At 34.8% G+C, this 16,185-nt stretch carries 14 protein-coding genes; 7 read left to right on the top strand and 7 right to left on the bottom strand.

Annotated elements, in window-relative coordinates:
* Nucleotides 1-19: 19 nt before the first annotated feature.
* The 5 genes from RT250_RS01730 to RT250_RS01710 form a co-directional block, all read right to left on the bottom strand.
* The gene (locus tag RT250_RS01730) at nt 20-1,072 is read right to left on the bottom strand and encodes an AI-2E family transporter (protein ID WP_313111576.1); all 1,053 of its coding nucleotides are present in this window, start codon (nt 1,070-1,072) and stop codon (nt 20-22) included.
* 365 nt (nt 1,073-1,437) lie between these two features.
* On the bottom strand, nt 1,438-1,677 hold the full coding sequence (locus tag RT250_RS01725) for a DUF7218 family protein (protein ID WP_313111575.1): 240 nt from the start codon (nt 1,675-1,677) through the stop codon (nt 1,438-1,440).
* Between the two features lie 60 nt (nt 1,678-1,737).
* Complete coding sequence (locus RT250_RS01720; protein ID WP_313111573.1) at nt 1,738-1,923, bottom strand: hypothetical protein; 186 nt, start codon at nt 1,921-1,923, stop codon at nt 1,738-1,740.
* An 89-nt stretch (nt 1,924-2,012) separates the two neighbouring features.
* Nucleotides 2,013-2,579: a hypothetical protein gene (locus tag RT250_RS01715; protein WP_313111571.1), complete on the bottom strand. Its 567-nt coding sequence runs from the start codon at nt 2,577-2,579 to the stop codon at nt 2,013-2,015.
* Between the two features lie 60 nt (nt 2,580-2,639).
* Nucleotides 2,640-4,169: a helicase HerA-like domain-containing protein gene (locus RT250_RS01710; protein WP_313111569.1), complete on the bottom strand. Its 1,530-nt coding sequence runs from the start codon at nt 4,167-4,169 to the stop codon at nt 2,640-2,642.
* A gap of 172 nt (nt 4,170-4,341) precedes the next feature.
* Between RT250_RS01710 and RT250_RS01705 the strand changes: the two genes are divergently transcribed.
* Nucleotides 4,342-4,971, top strand: a complete 630-nt coding sequence (locus tag RT250_RS01705; RefSeq protein WP_313111567.1) for a 7-carboxy-7-deazaguanine synthase QueE — start codon at nt 4,342-4,344, stop codon at nt 4,969-4,971.
* Nucleotides 4,972-5,050: 79 nt separating this feature from the next.
* On the opposite strand, the gene RT250_RS01700 is transcribed toward RT250_RS01705, so the two are convergent.
* Nucleotides 5,051-5,593: a DUF2911 domain-containing protein gene (locus RT250_RS01700; protein ID WP_313111566.1), complete on the bottom strand. Its 543-nt coding sequence runs from the start codon at nt 5,591-5,593 to the stop codon at nt 5,051-5,053.
* Between the two features lie 301 nt (nt 5,594-5,894).
* Between RT250_RS01700 and gyrB the strand changes: the two genes are divergently transcribed.
* Together gyrB and mdh are read left to right on the top strand one after the other, a co-directional pair.
* Nucleotides 5,895-7,835 (top strand): DNA topoisomerase (ATP-hydrolyzing) subunit B, encoded by a 1,941-nt coding sequence (gene gyrB, locus RT250_RS01695; RefSeq protein WP_313111564.1) that lies wholly within the window; start codon nt 5,895-5,897, stop codon nt 7,833-7,835.
* A 221-nt stretch (nt 7,836-8,056) separates the two neighbouring features.
* Nucleotides 8,057-8,983 (top strand): malate dehydrogenase, encoded by a 927-nt coding sequence (mdh, locus tag RT250_RS01690; protein ID WP_313111562.1) that lies wholly within the window; start codon nt 8,057-8,059, stop codon nt 8,981-8,983.
* 160 nt (nt 8,984-9,143) lie between these two features.
* On the opposite strand, the gene RT250_RS01685 is transcribed toward mdh, so the two are convergent.
* Nucleotides 9,144-11,699 (bottom strand): adenosylcobalamin-dependent ribonucleoside-diphosphate reductase, encoded by a 2,556-nt coding sequence (locus RT250_RS01685; RefSeq protein WP_313111561.1) that lies wholly within the window; start codon nt 11,697-11,699, stop codon nt 9,144-9,146.
* Nucleotides 11,700-12,022: 323 nt separating this feature from the next.
* Between RT250_RS01685 and RT250_RS01680 the strand changes: the two genes are divergently transcribed.
* The 4 genes from RT250_RS01680 (at nt 12,023) to RT250_RS01665 (ending at nt 16,067) form a co-directional block, all read left to right on the top strand.
* The gene (locus RT250_RS01680) at nt 12,023-12,364 is read left to right on the top strand and encodes a hypothetical protein (protein WP_313111560.1); all 342 of its coding nucleotides are present in this window, start codon (nt 12,023-12,025) and stop codon (nt 12,362-12,364) included.
* A gap of 80 nt (nt 12,365-12,444) precedes the next feature.
* Nucleotides 12,445-14,481, top strand: a complete 2,037-nt coding sequence (locus RT250_RS01675; protein WP_313111558.1) for a TonB-dependent receptor — start codon at nt 12,445-12,447, stop codon at nt 14,479-14,481.
* 21 nt (nt 14,482-14,502) lie between these two features.
* Nucleotides 14,503-15,357 (top strand): hypothetical protein, encoded by an 855-nt coding sequence (locus RT250_RS01670; RefSeq protein WP_313111556.1) that lies wholly within the window; start codon nt 14,503-14,505, stop codon nt 15,355-15,357.
* 95 nt (nt 15,358-15,452) lie between these two features.
* On the top strand, nt 15,453-16,067 hold the full coding sequence (locus RT250_RS01665; RefSeq protein WP_313111555.1) for a hypothetical protein: 615 nt from the start codon (nt 15,453-15,455) through the stop codon (nt 16,065-16,067).
* Nucleotides 16,068-16,185 lie beyond the last annotated feature (118 nt).

Below are 16,185 nucleotides of genomic sequence, written 5' to 3'. Positions count from 1 at the left end.
GTCATACAAAGTTTTTAATTTACAGTTCTTGAGCTTCCTCTTTGTGATTATAAATTTTAACCGATTTGCCGTACTCTTTTCTGTAAATCTTAACAATCACCATAAATAAGCTAATTAAGAGAGGACCAAAAATTAGCCCAATAAATCCAAAGAGTGGTACTCCAACTATAACCCCTATTAAGGTAACCAAGGGATGTACATCATCTAGTTGCTTAAGAACATAAAGTCTAATAATATTGTCAGTAGAACCTACTACTACAAAGCCATAAATTAAAATACCCCAAGCTTGAAAGTTGTCTCCAGATGATAGAGTAAGTACAAACACGGGTAAAATACCAACTAAAGTACCAACGAAAGGAATCATACTTCCGATAGTTACTATAACAAACCAGAAAAATGGGTCTTCAATTCCAAAGATTAGGAAACCTATTAAGGCAACTATTCCTTGGGCTACAGCAACTAGAGGAATTCCCAAAGCGTTAGAACGCACCATTGCCTGTATTTCTTTTCCAATTTCCTTTATATTTTCACGATCCATAGGTATATATTCCTTCAGGGATTCTTTTAAATCTCTTCGGTTTGTGAACATATAAAAGAGTATAAAATACATTAATCCAATTGCTATAAAGGCATTGAAAGTACCCCCAGCGAAACCTTGTAGATTTTCAGTAAGCCATCCGGTTATTGCAGATGTATCTATATTTGAAACAAAATCGTAACCAAACCTCTCTTCCACATCTTTTAATTGGTTTTTAAGTGCGTTGATTACATCTGCTGAATTTTTGGCTGCTTTTCCTATTTTATTAGTCAGCATCCAAATAATTCCTGTTATGGGAATCAAAATTCCAACAAAGGATATTATCATTAAGAAAGTAGCCGCTAAAGAAGGATTCCAATTTTTCTTTTTGACTAACTTTGTCATCCATTTACGCATAAGTACATAAATTGTAATGGCTCCCAAAACGCCAGTGAGATATGGTAAGAGTTCACGAAAAATAAGCGTACCCATTAATAGAATGAGTAAGATGACAAAAACCTGTCTAATTATTTGCGGTGGTATTTCTTTAATCATTTAGAATATTGTTAGTTAATGATTTTGTATTGGGTTAATTTATACCCTGTAGCATTGAAAGCTCAGAATTTATAGTAATAACTTTCCTGCAGTTGTTTGAAATCCAAAATTATCATGAGAATAAATTATATGTCGAATTATTCTAAGCTGATTTTTTTATTTACGGCTTAGGCTATAAATTCGAGGCAGCGGGCAGGTATCAAAGTTTTTCTTCGTTTAAGTGATATATTTTTTAAAAACAATGTCATCTAATATAAAACTATTGCGGTAAATAAGATTTAGTACAACTTTAAACAGACAGGCATTAAAATAGTTTTTAAAAAAGGATTTGCCTTAAAAGCTTCTTCTTTATTAATATCTATTGATTAATTATTCCTGAGTGCATGAATAAGCTCGTCTTTATTCATTTTAGAACGGCCATTAATACCAACATTCTTTGCCTGGGTGTATAGCTCTTCTTTGGTCCACTCTTCATAAGGTTTTGCCTCACCTCCTTTCTTTCCGGAATCGGGTGTATTTGCTATACGCGCAGATTTTTCTTTGCTGTATCCTTTTTCACGTAATGCTTCGTATTGTTCCTCATTTTTAATTCTTGATTTTGCCATAATATTCTTTAAAAATAGAACCCTTTGACAAGCAAAGGGTTTAAATTATTACTTTAATATTTATGTTTGATCGGTATCTTTTCGGTTTTTTAAGAGACCAATGCCAGCGAGAAAAAATACAACTCCTAAAATTATTAATGCCCACGGGCTCATGCCAACATCAAGACTGCCAAACGCTCCAAGAACACCCATAACGAGTGCAATACCTCCAGCTATTGTTAATATAAAGCCTAAAATTTTAATCATAATTCAGTTTTTTAATAGTTAACAGGATTAAAATTAAAGGAAACAAAACAATACTTAATGATTGTTAACAAAACCTTTACAGCTATAAATTATTCTGCGGTTGTTTCCCATCCAATCATAAAATATTTAAAAGGCGCATCATCTGGTATTTGTGTTGCCTCCACCTTAACTTCTGGATCGTATCTCAATTCTTCAGGTAGATGTTTTTTATCGATTGTTAGATATACGTCGGTGTCTTTTAAGAATACAACTATCGAATTAATAGTAGTTTGGATATTTTCAACCGTATAGTTTGCTTTTACATCTTTAAACTTACTTGCAGAATTTAATCCTTTGGCTGTTTTAAAACGTGAATCGAAAACCTGAATATTAGTTATTGGTGAATTTGGGTCAGATTCATTTTTAGGTGAAAGTAGCATTAATTTCTTTCCTCCCTTTTCATATATTTCTACTTCTCCTTGAGTTTCCAAAGCATTAGGAGAAGAACTTATTTTTACAATAGAATCATTTGCGAAAATGGAATCGATCTGCTTTATTTTAATTTCACTCGTCAAACTCCCAATAGCTCCTTTATTAATGGTATACGGATCCTTCTCTTCTTTACATTGTACAAATATTAATGCCGCTACAGCACCTAAAATTAATGTCTTTTTCATTTATTTTTTTTGTTATTCTGGTTTATAAGTTGTTTTTACTATTCAATTCTAAAAAGAATTTTATTTCATCATTTTGCTTAAAATTCCTAGTACACTTCTTATCACAGTTGGACTAGAAATTGTTTTAATCCAAGGGTTTGTAGTGCTACTACTTCTTGAAGATGAACGTCTGCTACTAGATTTATTTGCAGCTTCCTTTTCTTTTTCTGCTTTTGCTTTTGCCTCCTCTCTGTTGGCGATTTCTATCTTTTCAGTCAACATTTCATATGCACTCTCCCTATTAATTAATTCGTTGTATTTAGGAATAAGTTTTGATTTCTTCAACAAACTCTTTAATTCATTTTCAGAAAGAATATCCATTCTACTCATTGGAGCACGAAGCATTGTACGCGCAAGTGGAGTAGGGATTCCTTTTTCATTTAATGCACTCACTAAAGCTTCTCCGATTCCTAAAGCTGTTAAAACTTCATCGGTTTTATAATAATCGGAAAGTGGATAGTTTTCAGCAGTTAACTTTATTGCTTTTCTATCTTTTGCGGTAAATGCTCGAAGTGCGTGTTGAATTTTTAATCCTAATTGACCCAAAACTGCGTCTGGCACATCGGTAGGATTTTGAGTAACAAAGTAAAGTCCAACACCTTTTGATCTAATTAACTTAACAATACTTTCTATTTGATTAAGTAAGGCACTACTTGCTTCTTTAAAAATTAAATGTGCTTCATCTATAAAAATTACCAACTCTGGTCTTCCACTATCTCCCTGTTCTGGAAAAGTGGCATATATTTCAGCTAGAAGGCTAAGCATAAATGTTGAAAATAATTTTGGACGATCTTGAATATCAGTTAGTCTGATAATGTTAATATATCCCATTCCATTTTCATCAATACGAAGTAAGTCTTGTGGGTCGAATGATTTTTCACCAAAAAACAAATCGGCTCCTTGTTGTTCAAGTTCAATTACTTTACGAAGAATAGCTCCAGTTGATGCAGTTGAAATTCTTCCGTACTCTTGGCTAAACTCCTCCTTACCTTCTTCGGTGGTGTATTGTAATATTTTTTTGAAGTCTTCTAAATCAAGAAGAGGCATTTTATGATCGTCGCAATACTTAAATATAACTGAAACAATCCCCGATTGTGTATCGGTTAAATCTAAAATCCTCGAAAGTAAAACAGGACCAAATTCGCTTACGGTTGCTCGTAGACGAACTCCTTCTTGGTCTGAGAGAGAAAGAATTTCAGCAGGAAATTGTTTTGCTTCGTAGGGAAAGCCAATGGCATTATGGCGTTCTTCAATTTTGGCATTATTTTCTCCAGGTTGTGCAATCCCACTTAAATCACCCTTTACATCCATTAACAAAACAGGAATTCCTTTTTCAGAAAGATTTTCTGCGAGAATTTGAAGCGTTTTGGTTTTTCCTGTACCTGTCGCTCCAGCTATAAGCCCGTGACGGTTAAGTGTTTTTAATGGGATTTTTATAAAAGTATCTTTAATAGTTGCTCCATCCAGCATCGCTGAACCTAGGTTTATAAAGTCACCTTTAGTCTGGTATCCAGAATTAATGCTATCTATAAAAGCTTGCTTTCTATCCATCTTCATAAATTTTGTTCAAATGTAAGAAATATAAGCGCCAAATCATTTAACACAACTAATTCCAAGTGCAAAATTTTTAAAAATCTTTTAAATTTAATTCATATTAGTAAATTCAAGTTTTTAATTTTTGGTTTTTAGGGTTTTTGCTAACAAATAAGGTATTTTTGCAGCGATGAAAAAGGAAATACAAAATTTGGTTAATAAGGGAGTTATGCTTCCTTTAATGGAGGAATTCTACACTATTCAAGGTGAAGGATTTCACAAAGGAACTGCTGCTTATTTTATAAGAGTTGGCGGTTGCGATGTTGGTTGCCATTGGTGTGATGTTAAGGAAAGTTGGAATGCAGATTTACATCCGCCTACAGCAATTGAAACAATTGTTGAAAATGCAGATAAATATTCAAAAACCATTGTAATAACGGGTGGAGAGCCACTTACTTGGGATATGGGGCCATTAACCGAAATGTTAAAGAAAAGAGGAATGCAAATTCACATTGAAACTTCTGGGGCATATAAGCTTACAGGAACTTGGGATTGGATTTGCCTTTCACCCAAAAAAATGAAACTGCCTACTGAAGAAGTTTATGAGAAAGCAAACGAATTGAAAGTAATCGTCTTTAATAAAGATGATTTTAGATTTGCTGAAGAACAAGCAGCCAAGGTAAATAAAGATTGTATTCTTTACCTACAACCAGAATGGAGTAAACGTGAAAAAATGAGTCCATTAATTGTGGAATACGTTATGCAGAATCCACAGTGGAAAGTTTCACTTCAAACACATAAATATTTAAATATTCCATAAGGTTTATTTTATAAATGTAAAGCGCCATATTTCAATATCAATTCTGAAATTTGGCGCTTTTTTATGTATAAAATCTTGTTTAAATCCTCTTAAAAGGAATCTCAACATAATGATCATCCCAACCTATAAGAAGAACTGTGCCTTTGTTGTCTGTTTTAAAAATCATTGACAGTGTCTCTATTGGCGCAACTGCTTGTACACAGGGAACTTCAAGTCGTGCAACATCTTTTTCTTTTTGGTAGTTAAAAGCACCCCAAACATTTGTTTCGCTATTAATTATAATAGTCCAAATATCGTTATTAGGGATTGTATAAAGAGTGTATGAGCCAGGTTGAAGTAAAGTTTTTCCGAACATTAGTGGTTCGTATATTGTGAGTTCTGTAGCCTCGTTTGCTCCTGTACGCCAAACTTCGTTATAAGGCACTAGTCCTCCAAAAATATCCCTTCCGTTTTTCTCTGGCCTACTGTATATAACTCTTGCTAATGGAGGCGCATTTTTGGATGGTCTAGCGATTGCTAAGTCCATTGGTGAAGCATCCCGATTAGGAAAACTCTGGGCATTTAATTTTTGAAAACCAAATGCAGTTAGTGTTATTAAAAATATAAAGAATGATTTTTTCATGTATTGATTTTCAGAATTCTTACTGTTTAGACGATTGAATTAAAAGTTTGTTTCATATAATATATAAAAACAACGATTAAAATACAGGTTTTCAATATGTTTAACGTAACATATTACATAATTAGTGTTTATTTTTTAGATGTTAGTTCAGAACTTAATATTGTGTTTTAAATAACAATGTTTTTTCACAGTTATTTGTTAATAACTTAGCGTATATATTTAGCGTAAACCCCTGATTTTATAGGGGATTTCGTTATATTTGTTCATTACGAAAAAAACTGAAAATCATTCAAATAATTATATGAGCGAAGAACAGAAAAAAGGTAGCTACGGCGCCGACCAGATTCAAGCGTTAGAGGGAATGGAGCACGTGCGCATGCGTCCATCGATGTATATAGGGGACGTAGGTGTTCGAGGGTTGCACCACTTGGTTTACGAGGTGGTTGATAACTCCATTGATGAAGCAATGGGGGGCTATTGCGATACCATAAAGGTTGTTATTAATGAAGATAATTCGATATCTGTTGAGGATAACGGTCGTGGAATTCCAGTAGATGTCCATAAAAAAGAAGGGGTTTCAGCGCTAGAGGTTGTAATGACCAAAATTGGAGCTGGAGGTAAATTCGATAAAGATTCTTATAAAGTATCCGGAGGACTTCACGGGGTTGGGGTTTCTGTTGTAAACGCACTTTCTGAAAAGTTAACTGCAACTGTGTATCGCGATGGTAAAATTTACGAACAGTCTTATGAGCGTGGAAAAGCAATGCAACCTGTTAAGGTTGTTGGTGAAACAGAGGAACGTGGTACAATAGTTACATTTAAACCTGACGGAGATATATTTACACAAACACTTGAATATAGCTATGATACACTTGCAAGTAGAATGCGCGAGCTTGCTTTCTTAAATAGAGGGTTAACTATTTATGTTACAGATAAGCGTCATAAAAATGAAAAAGGTGAATTTGAAACCGAAAAATTCTACAGTGAAGAAGGTTTAGAAGAATTTATTCGCTTCTTAGATGGAAATCGTGAGCCAATTATTGGTGGGGTGATTGCTATGGAAGGCGAAAAGAATGATATTCCTGTTGAAGTTGCTATGATTTATAACACTTCTTACAGTGAGAATTTACATTCTTACGTAAACAATATTAATACACACGAAGGAGGTACGCATCTTTCGGGATTCCGTTCAGGGTTAACGCGAACATTAAAAAAGTATGCAGATGCTTCAGGAATGTTGGACAAACTTAAATTTGAAATTGCAGGTGATGATTTCCGTGAAGGATTAACTGCAATTATTTCTGTGAAAGTGCAAGAACCTCAATTTGAAGGTCAGACCAAAACAAAATTGGGGAACCGTGAGGTTACTGCAGCAGTAAGCCAGGCAGTTTCTGAAATGCTTGAAATTTATTTGGAAGAAAATCCAAATGATGCAAAAACAATTGTTCAAAAAGTAATCTTAGCAGCTCAAGCCCGCCACGCAGCGAAAAAAGCTCGTGAAATGGTACAGCGTAAAACTGTAATGAGCGGTGGTGGGTTACCAGGGAAGTTATCAGATTGTGCTGAACAAGATCCTGAAAAATGTGAGGTATTTCTTGTGGAGGGAGATTCGGCAGGTGGTACGGCTAAACAAGGTCGTGATCGCGATTTCCAAGCTATTCTTCCACTTCGAGGTAAAATTCTGAACGTTGAAAAAGCGATGCATCACAAGGTTTTTGAAAACGAAGAAATCAGAAATATTTACACGGCTCTAGGTGTAACTATCGGAACTGAAGATGATAGTAAAGCCCTTAACCTTTCAAAATTACGTTATCATAAAGTAGTAATAATGTGTGATGCGGATGTGGATGGTAGCCACATTGCAACATTAATCCTTACATTCTTCTTCCGATACATGAGAGAACTTGTTGAAGCTGGTTGTGTTTATATTGCAACACCACCACTTTACTTAGTGAAGAAAGGAGCTAAGAAAGATTACGCTTGGAGTGATAAAGAACGCGACGAACTAAATGAGAAGTTTGGTGGTAGCGCTTCAATTCAACGATACAAAGGTTTAGGAGAGATGAACGCTGAGCAACTTTGGGATACTACTATGAATCCTGAATTTAGAACGCTTCGTCAAGTTACTATTGATAACGGAATAGAAGCAGATAGAGTTTTCTCTATGCTAATGGGAGATGAGGTTCCACCAAGACGTGAATTTATCGAGAAAAATGCAATTTATGCGAATATTGACGCATAATCTGTCAGCTTACAAAAATTTGTAAGTATAATGAAATCCCATTCCTAATTTTTTAGGAATGGGATTTTTAGTTTTTAACCGTTTGTTATCATAAATTTAAGCAGATAATAGTACTTTTGTGACAAGTTCAGAATGAGCTTTGAAATAGGTGTCAAAATATAATTTTCTTTAACGATTTGACCACTATTAACAATAACCACATAATGATTAATTAAAAAGATATGAAAGTAACAGTTGTAGGAGCAGGTGCTGTTGGCGCAAGTTGTGCAGAGTACATTGCCATTAAAGATTTTGCAAGTGAAGTAGTTTTATTAGATATTAAAGAGGGTTTTGCTGAAGGGAAAGCAATGGACCTTATGCAAACAGCTTCTTTAAATGGATTTGACACTAAAATCACTGGTGTAACTAGCGATTACTCTAAAACTGCTGGTAGTGATATTTGCGTAATTACAAGTGGTATCCCACGTAAACCAGGAATGACTCGTGAGGAATTAATTGGTATTAATGCTGGAATTGTAAAGGAAGTTTCTTCTAACCTTGTAAAGCATTCTCCTGATACTATTATTATAGTAGTTAGTAATCCAATGGATACAATGGCTTATTTAGTTCATAAAACTTCAGGATTACCTAAAAACAGAATTATCGGAATGGGAGGTGCATTGGATAGTGCTCGTTTTAAATACCGTTTGGCTGAAGCTTTAGGAGCGCCTATTAGTGATGTGGATGGAATGGTAATTGGTGGTCATAGCGATACTGGTATGGTGCCATTAACTAGATTGGCTACAAGAAACAGTATTCCTGTGTCTAAATTTATCTCTGAAGAAAGATTAAATCAAGTTAAAGAAGATACTAAAGTAGGTGGTGCTACACTTACAAAATTATTAGGTACTTCAGCATGGTACGCTCCAGGAGCTGCGGTTTCTGCTTTAGTTCAAGCAATTGCTTGCGACCAAAAGAAAATGTTCCCTTGCTCAGTTATGCTAGATGGTCAATACGGATTGGAAGATATTTGTATTGGTGCTCCAGTTATTTTAGGACGTAATGGAATTGAAGAAATCGTTGAAATTGAATTAAACGATGCAGAAAAAGCACATATAGAAGAAAGTGCTTCAGGAGTGCGTAAGACTAACGATTTGTTAGAATTGTAAACCCGAGTTTTATTGTAAAAATATAAGACCTGTCAGGTTTCCAAGACCTGACAGGTCTTTTTTATTTTGATAAACCACCAGAGATTTTTAAAATCCGTGGGAATTTTAAAATAAAAATTCTTAAGTCTCAAAGCGAAGCGTTCTCACGTCTCAAATCTATCTACCCACATTTAGAAGATCCACAGTCTTTGCAAGTCAAGCAGCCTTCTTGGTATATAAGCGAGGTGCTATTACAGTTTTCACACTTCTGTTTTCTGGCTTCAGTGCCATCAGCAACGTAACGTTTTAAGGCTCTGGCGACGCCGTTTTTCCAAGTATTTATGCTTTCGGTGTCTAATTGTAAACTGTTTATTAATTCCACAGCTTTTTCAATTGGCATACCGTGTCTAAGGGTACTAGAAATCAATTTTGCGTAATTCCAGTATTCAGGATTGAATTTATGAGACAACCCTTCAATAGTGGTTTTATAACCTCTTTTGTTTTTGTATTGGAAGTCGTATCGTGAGCTTCCATCTTCGTTACGGTTTTTAATAATAACACCATTGTTCACCCAACGCGGAATTAAGATTCCATCTTCATCATCTGCGAAACCAGTGAAAATTTCATAAGGTTTGCCGTCTATTAGACCGATAAAAGCAATCCATTTGTCTTTGTTGTTTTGGAAGCGTACCACATCAGCTTCTAAAACTTCAGGACGTTTTGTAGGAAAAGCAGTAAGAGTTTCATGTTCTTCTTCCTCTTTCTTTTCGTCGTTAGAAATTAAAACTCCAGAGCGAGAGCCGTCGCGATATACGGTAACACCTTTACATCCTGCCTGCCAGGCTTCTAAATATAGTTTTCCAACTAATTCTTCAGTGGCGTCATTAGGTAGGTTAATGGTGACAGAAATAGAATGATCTACCCATTTTTGTACTGAACCTTGCATTTTTACTTTACTCAGCCAATCTACATCGTTTGATGTTGCTTTGTAGTATGGAGATTTCTTAACAATATTGTTTAGCTCTTCTTGAGAATAATTTTTATCAGTTGCAATCCCATTTACTTCCATCCATTGTTTAAATCGGTGGTGGAAAACAACGTACTCTTCCCAGCTATCACCAACTTCATCAACAAAATCTACACGTACATTCTTATCGTTCGGATTTACTTTTCTTCTTCTTTTGTAAACAGGCATAAAAACTGGTTCGATTCCAGAGCTAGTTTGGGTCATTAAGCTAGTTGTACCGGTAGGCGCGATGGTGAGTAAAGCAATATTTCTTCGCCCGAATTCCAACATATCGTAATAAAGTTTCTCATCAGCGTCTTTTAAGCGAAGAATAAAAGGATTTTCTTTTTCTCTTTCGCTATCAAATATTTTGAAAGCACCTCTGTCCTTTGCTGTATAAACCGAAGCTCGATACGCTTCTAAAGCAAGGGTTTTATGTATTTTAACTGAAAAATTATTACCTTCTTTACTGCCATATTTGATACCTAAAGCAGCAAGCATATCGCCTTCAGCAGTAATTCCGATTCCAGTTCTTCTACCTTCCTCAGCTTTTCTTTTAATATTTAACCAAAGATTTCTTTCAACTGATTTTACTTCCTCAGTTTGAGGATCAGCATCAATTTTTGCAAGGATAGCATCAACTTTTTCAAGTTCTAAATCGATAATGTCATCCATTATTTTTTGAGCGATAACAATGTGTTTTTTGAAAAGCTCGAAGTTAAACTCAGCTTTATCAGTAAACGGATTTTCAACATATGAAAATAAGTTGATAGCTAATAAACGACAAGAGTCGTAAGGACAAAGTGGGATTTCACCACAAGGGTTAGTAGAAACAGTTTTATAGCCAAGGTCTGCATAACAGTCTGGTACCGATTCGTTAATAATAGTATCCCAAAAAAGAATTCCAGGTTCAGCAGATTTCCATGCGTTGTGTACTATTTTCTTCCAAAGTTTTTCAGCCTCTATTTCTTTTGAATATTTTGGATTGTTACTGAAGATAGGGTATTGCTGTGTGTAGTTTTTTCCATCTTTTACAGCTTGCATAAACGAATCGTCAATTCGCACAGAAACGTTGGCACCAGTTACCTTGCCTTGTTCCATTTTGGCGTCTATAAACTCCTCAGAATCTGGGTGATTTATGGAAACTGAAAGCATTAATGCTCCACGACGTCCATCCTGCGCAACCTCGCGAGTAGAGTTTGAATAGCGCTCCATAAACGGAACGATACCCGTTGAGGTTAGGGCAGAGTTTTTAACAGGCGAACCCTTAGGACGTATATGTGAAAGGTCGTGACCAACCCCGCCACGACGCTTCATTAGCTGTACTTGCTCTTGATCTATTTTCATAATTCCACCATAGGAATCTGAGTCTCCTTCATTGCCAATCACGAAACAATTAGAAAGTGAGGCAATTTGGTATGGATTGCCAATTCCAGCCATCGGACTTCCTTGAGGGACAATGTATTTAAAGTCTTTTATAGCTTCAAAAACCTCTTCTTCAGTTAAAGGGTTTGGATAACGTTGCTCAATTCTGGCAATTTCACTTGCGATACGACGGTGCATGTCGTTAGGTGTTTTTTCGTAAATATTTCCATCAGAATCTTTAAGAGCGTATTTATTAACCCATACGCGGGCTGCAAGATCATCACCCTTAAAGTATTCAACAGAAGCTTCAAAGGCTTCATCTTGGCTATAAATTTTGCGGGTAGGGACGGCTGTTTTAATTGACATATATTTAGGTAATTAGAAGGTTGTAGGTATTGAGTTTTAAAGTAGGTAAATATAACAAATTAGTTACTTCATTTTGAGGTTAAAAAATAAAGTTGTCATAAAAATAGACTCAAGTATCTGAAATAGAGCGATATAAAAATTTATCAACACTCAAAAGTTGACAAATTTTTAAAATTAATTTAAAGGCTATTGATTAGTGGTTTTAAATGATAAATTTATCTGAAATAGTGTAGATGTAATGATAAAAGTCATGTTTTGAAAGAGTTTAAATGTCTTATCTTTGAGGTGTGAAAAATGTAATCCTCATATTAATTTCTGTGTTAATGTTTACAAAGCCATTATGGCCTGTTGTGGATTACATTGCAAATTATGATTACATCGTTAACGTGCTATGTGAAAATATAGATAAGCCAGAGCTTGAATGTGATGGAAAGTGTTATTTAAGTAAAGAGCTTGCAAAAGAAGCGGGAGTTGATGATAAAAATCCGCTAAATAGCAAAACTTCTAAAACTGAAATTCCTCAGGTTATAATTTCTGAAAATCTATATGAATATGAGTTTGTATTTCAAACTGATTATACGTCTACTCAGGAAATTGGGTATTTTCCCAATTTAAATTCCTTATTATTAATTTCAGGTATTTACCACCCTCCGCAGTTGGGATAATTTTTACTGACCATCGCTTTTATTTCTGACGGAATATTTTTTAGCGATAAATCAATTATAAATTATCAAAACATTAGAAAATGAAATTATCTATAGATGTATTTCCTTCTAGGGGAATGCTTGTAGGTAGTCTAGTGGGTGTAATGCTATGCGGAGTTGTATCGCCATTGCACGCGCAAGAATATCCTACCGACAGCCTGAAACTAATAAATCTTAGTGAGGTAATTGTTATTTCAGCAGGGAAACAATTAGATCACCAAAAGCAACATAAACCATTGTCGACACTCGATGAGTTTTTAGAAACTTCTCGAAGTATTAAAATGGTAAAACGTGGTGCTTATGCTTGGGAGCCAACCATGAACGATATGGCCTCTGAGCGTCTTGCAATTACAATAGATGGTATGCAGATTTTTGGGGCGTGTACCGATAAAATGGACCCTATTACATCGTATGTAGATGTGTCTAATTTGTCTGAAGCGCAAATAGGCTCAGGACAACAAGGTGCAGCATTTGGAAACACAATTGGAGGTGGCATAAATTTAAAATTAGACAAAAGTGATTTTAAGCCTACTGGCTGGACAGGTTCTCTAGAAACAGGATATGAAACCAACAATAAAATGAGAGTTTTTGGAGGAGAGTTGAATTATTCCGATGAAAAATTCTATTTCAATACCGATGTAATATACCGTAAAGCCGATAATTATGAAGCTGGAGGGGGCCAAGAGGTGAAATATTCGCAGTTTGAGAAATATAACTTTTCGATTAATTCGGGCTATAAATTGGCAGATGATAAATCAATAACTGCTTCCTTAATATATGATGAAGCTAGAGATGTTGGTTACCCAGCATTAACTATGGATGTTTCCTTAGCTCGTGCGGTTATTGGGTCTATAGGTTATAATCAAGATACTTTATTTGGCAAGTTTAATAATTGGGAATCTAAAGTGTATTATAACACCATAAAGCATGTGATGGATGACACCACCCGCCCTGATGTTGTAATACATATGGATATGCCAGGTTGGAGTGAAACTGCCGGATTTTATACTCAGGCCAACTTAAATAAAGAAAAAAATCATTTCATGTTTAAGTTAGACGGTTATTACAATAAGTCGTATGCCGAAATGACTATGTATCCTGTTAACCCGAATGAACAGCCAATGTTTATGCTTACCTGGCCGGATGTTCGTACTAAAAATGTTGGGTTTTATGCTGAAGACCATATAGACTTTAGCGAATCATCATTAAAACTTTCAACTAGGTTGTCTTACCATTCCAATACCGTGGAGGATGATTTTGGATTGAATAGTTTAAAGATTTTTTATCCAAATATGGAGAGAACTAATACCCGTTTCCTGAAAAGTTTCTCTTTTCAATATCATAAGGGGTTGGATGATTTCCATTTCAATGGAGGACTTTCTTATGGTGAACGCGCTCCTTCAGTTTCGGAAGGGTATGGGTTTTATTTGTTTAACAGTTTTGATAACCACGATTATATTGGAGATCCAAATTTAAATACTGAAAGATCCACAGATGTAAATCTTTCAATAACTTTTAAAAAGCCGATTTTTGAAATTACTGCTGCTACTAATTATTTTCACGTGTTCGACTATATCATAGGACAGCTTGACAATTCGTTGAGTACAATGACTATTGGGGCTTCAGGGGTTAAAATATACTCAAATCTCGATTTTGCACAACTCTTTAATGCGTCTCTTTCTGGAAGATATAGTATCTCGAATGCTTTTAAATTTTCCGGGAATATTTCATATCACAGAGGCGTAGATGACGACGGCGAGAACTTGCCATTAATAAGCCCGCTGTCTTATGGTGGAGCTCTAGATTTTTATAAAAATCAATATTCGGCATCGCTTTCAATAGAAGGAGCGGGTGAGCAAGGTAATTACAATCCTGCTTACGGGGAAACGAAAACTGTAGCTTATGCAACTCTATCAGCTAGCTTCGGAAAACGTTTCTTTATTAATGATAACGACCTTTTTGTAAAAGCAGGAATTCAAAACATTTTAGACACAAACTATTCTTCTTACACCGATTGGAATAATATTCCGAGGATGGGGAGAAATGTTTACGCAACAATTTCTTACGCAATAAATTAATTTTAAAAAACCTTAATAAAAATGAAAACACTTAAATATATATTCGCATTTCTTTTAATATCAATATCAGTTGTAAGTTGTTCTGACGACGATGATAATACTTCAATAGAGGTTAACCCAGTTGAAGGCTTAAGCAAAATCTATGAAATTTCAGACGTAAATCACGTTGTTGAAATCTATTCGGAGAAACAAAATCTTGAAATTGGTTATAATGAAATCTCTATTAGAATTAAAGATTTAACAACAGATAAATACCTAAATGATGCTGAATTAAGTTGGATGCCAATGATGAATATGACGGATAGAACTCATTCTGCGCCACATAGTATGTTGAGTAACGCCGAAGAAAGTACGGTTTACAAAGGTCATATTGTTTTTCAGATGCCAAGCAACGAAACAGAGTATTGGGAGCTAAAACTGAATTATAATTTGAATGGTGAATCTGTTGAAGGAGTAACTAGGATTACAATTTTACAACCAAATGACGGAATGGTAAAAACTCAAGTATTTATGGGGGTAGATGGTGTTAAATATGTTTTGGCATACGTTGGGCCTCAAAATCCTGAAGTAGCGTTAAACGATATGCAAGCTGTTCTCTACAAAATGGAGGACATGATGAATTTTCCTGTTGTTGAAAATTTTAAAATAACAATCGATCCGCGTATGCCAGGTATGGGAAATCACAGTTCGCCAAATAATATAGATTTAACGTACAATTCAGTTAACAAAATGTACAATGGAAAACTGTCGTTAACGATGACTGGTTACTGGAAAATTAATTTAAAGTTGTTAAACCAAGCTGGTGAAATTTTAAAAGGTGAAGATGTTACTGAAGATAATCCTGAAAGTAGCCTTTACTTTGAATTAGAATTTTAATTTAATTTCGGGAAGATTTAACTATAAATCAATTAAGGAATTATAAAACTTAAAGACTGTAGCAATACAGTCTTTATTTTTTTTATATTTGGCACGTGAACTGGAGATGGTATCTTACTGGAATAACAATTGCTCTTGCCTTTTTAGGAATAAGCATAGACAAAGCTACGCTTCCTAATCAGGAAATTGTAGTACAGTTTGATGCTAATTCCGTAAACTCTGATGAAGCAAATCACGCCATTTCAGAAATTACTTCGCAGCTTAAGAGTATTGGAATTGAAGATGTGCAAATATCTAAATTTCAGGATGGCAAATTAACGGTAGCGTATTACAGTGCTATTGATGTTGCAGTAGTAAAGAATCTGTTTAACAGTCAAAATAAACTTCAAATTGACGAGACAGATTTCACAAAAAATGATAATAGTACTGAGTTTCCTTATTCGTCCGACTCTAAGGTTTACAAGCTAGAGGTAGTTGTAATTCAAAAAGATTTACATACAGATTCGGGTCTTCAAGGATTACCAGTTGCAACTAAACATTTAAAAGATCAGTACTTAAATCCCATTGTATCGTTAAGAGCTTCAGAAATTGAGGTAGTTTATAAAACGGGATATGATGCAGTTGCTTTTAAAAATTTTGGTAAACTTTCACTTTTAATAGACAATGCCTCCTACAAAATACCAGAGGTAAGAGCAGGTCCTTATTCTTAATTTCTACATATTATAGTTGAAGTCTACCCATAGATTTCAATTTTCTAAAAATTTTAGAGGTAAATATTCTTTAAAGTTTAATATAACTTATTTAAACAATATCATATTGTCAGATAAA

The organism is Aequorivita sediminis (assembly GCF_032080575.2).
Lineage (GTDB): Bacteria > Bacteroidota > Bacteroidia > Flavobacteriales > Flavobacteriaceae > Aequorivita > Aequorivita sediminis.
This window is presented reverse-complemented; position numbering and strand designations above follow the sequence as displayed.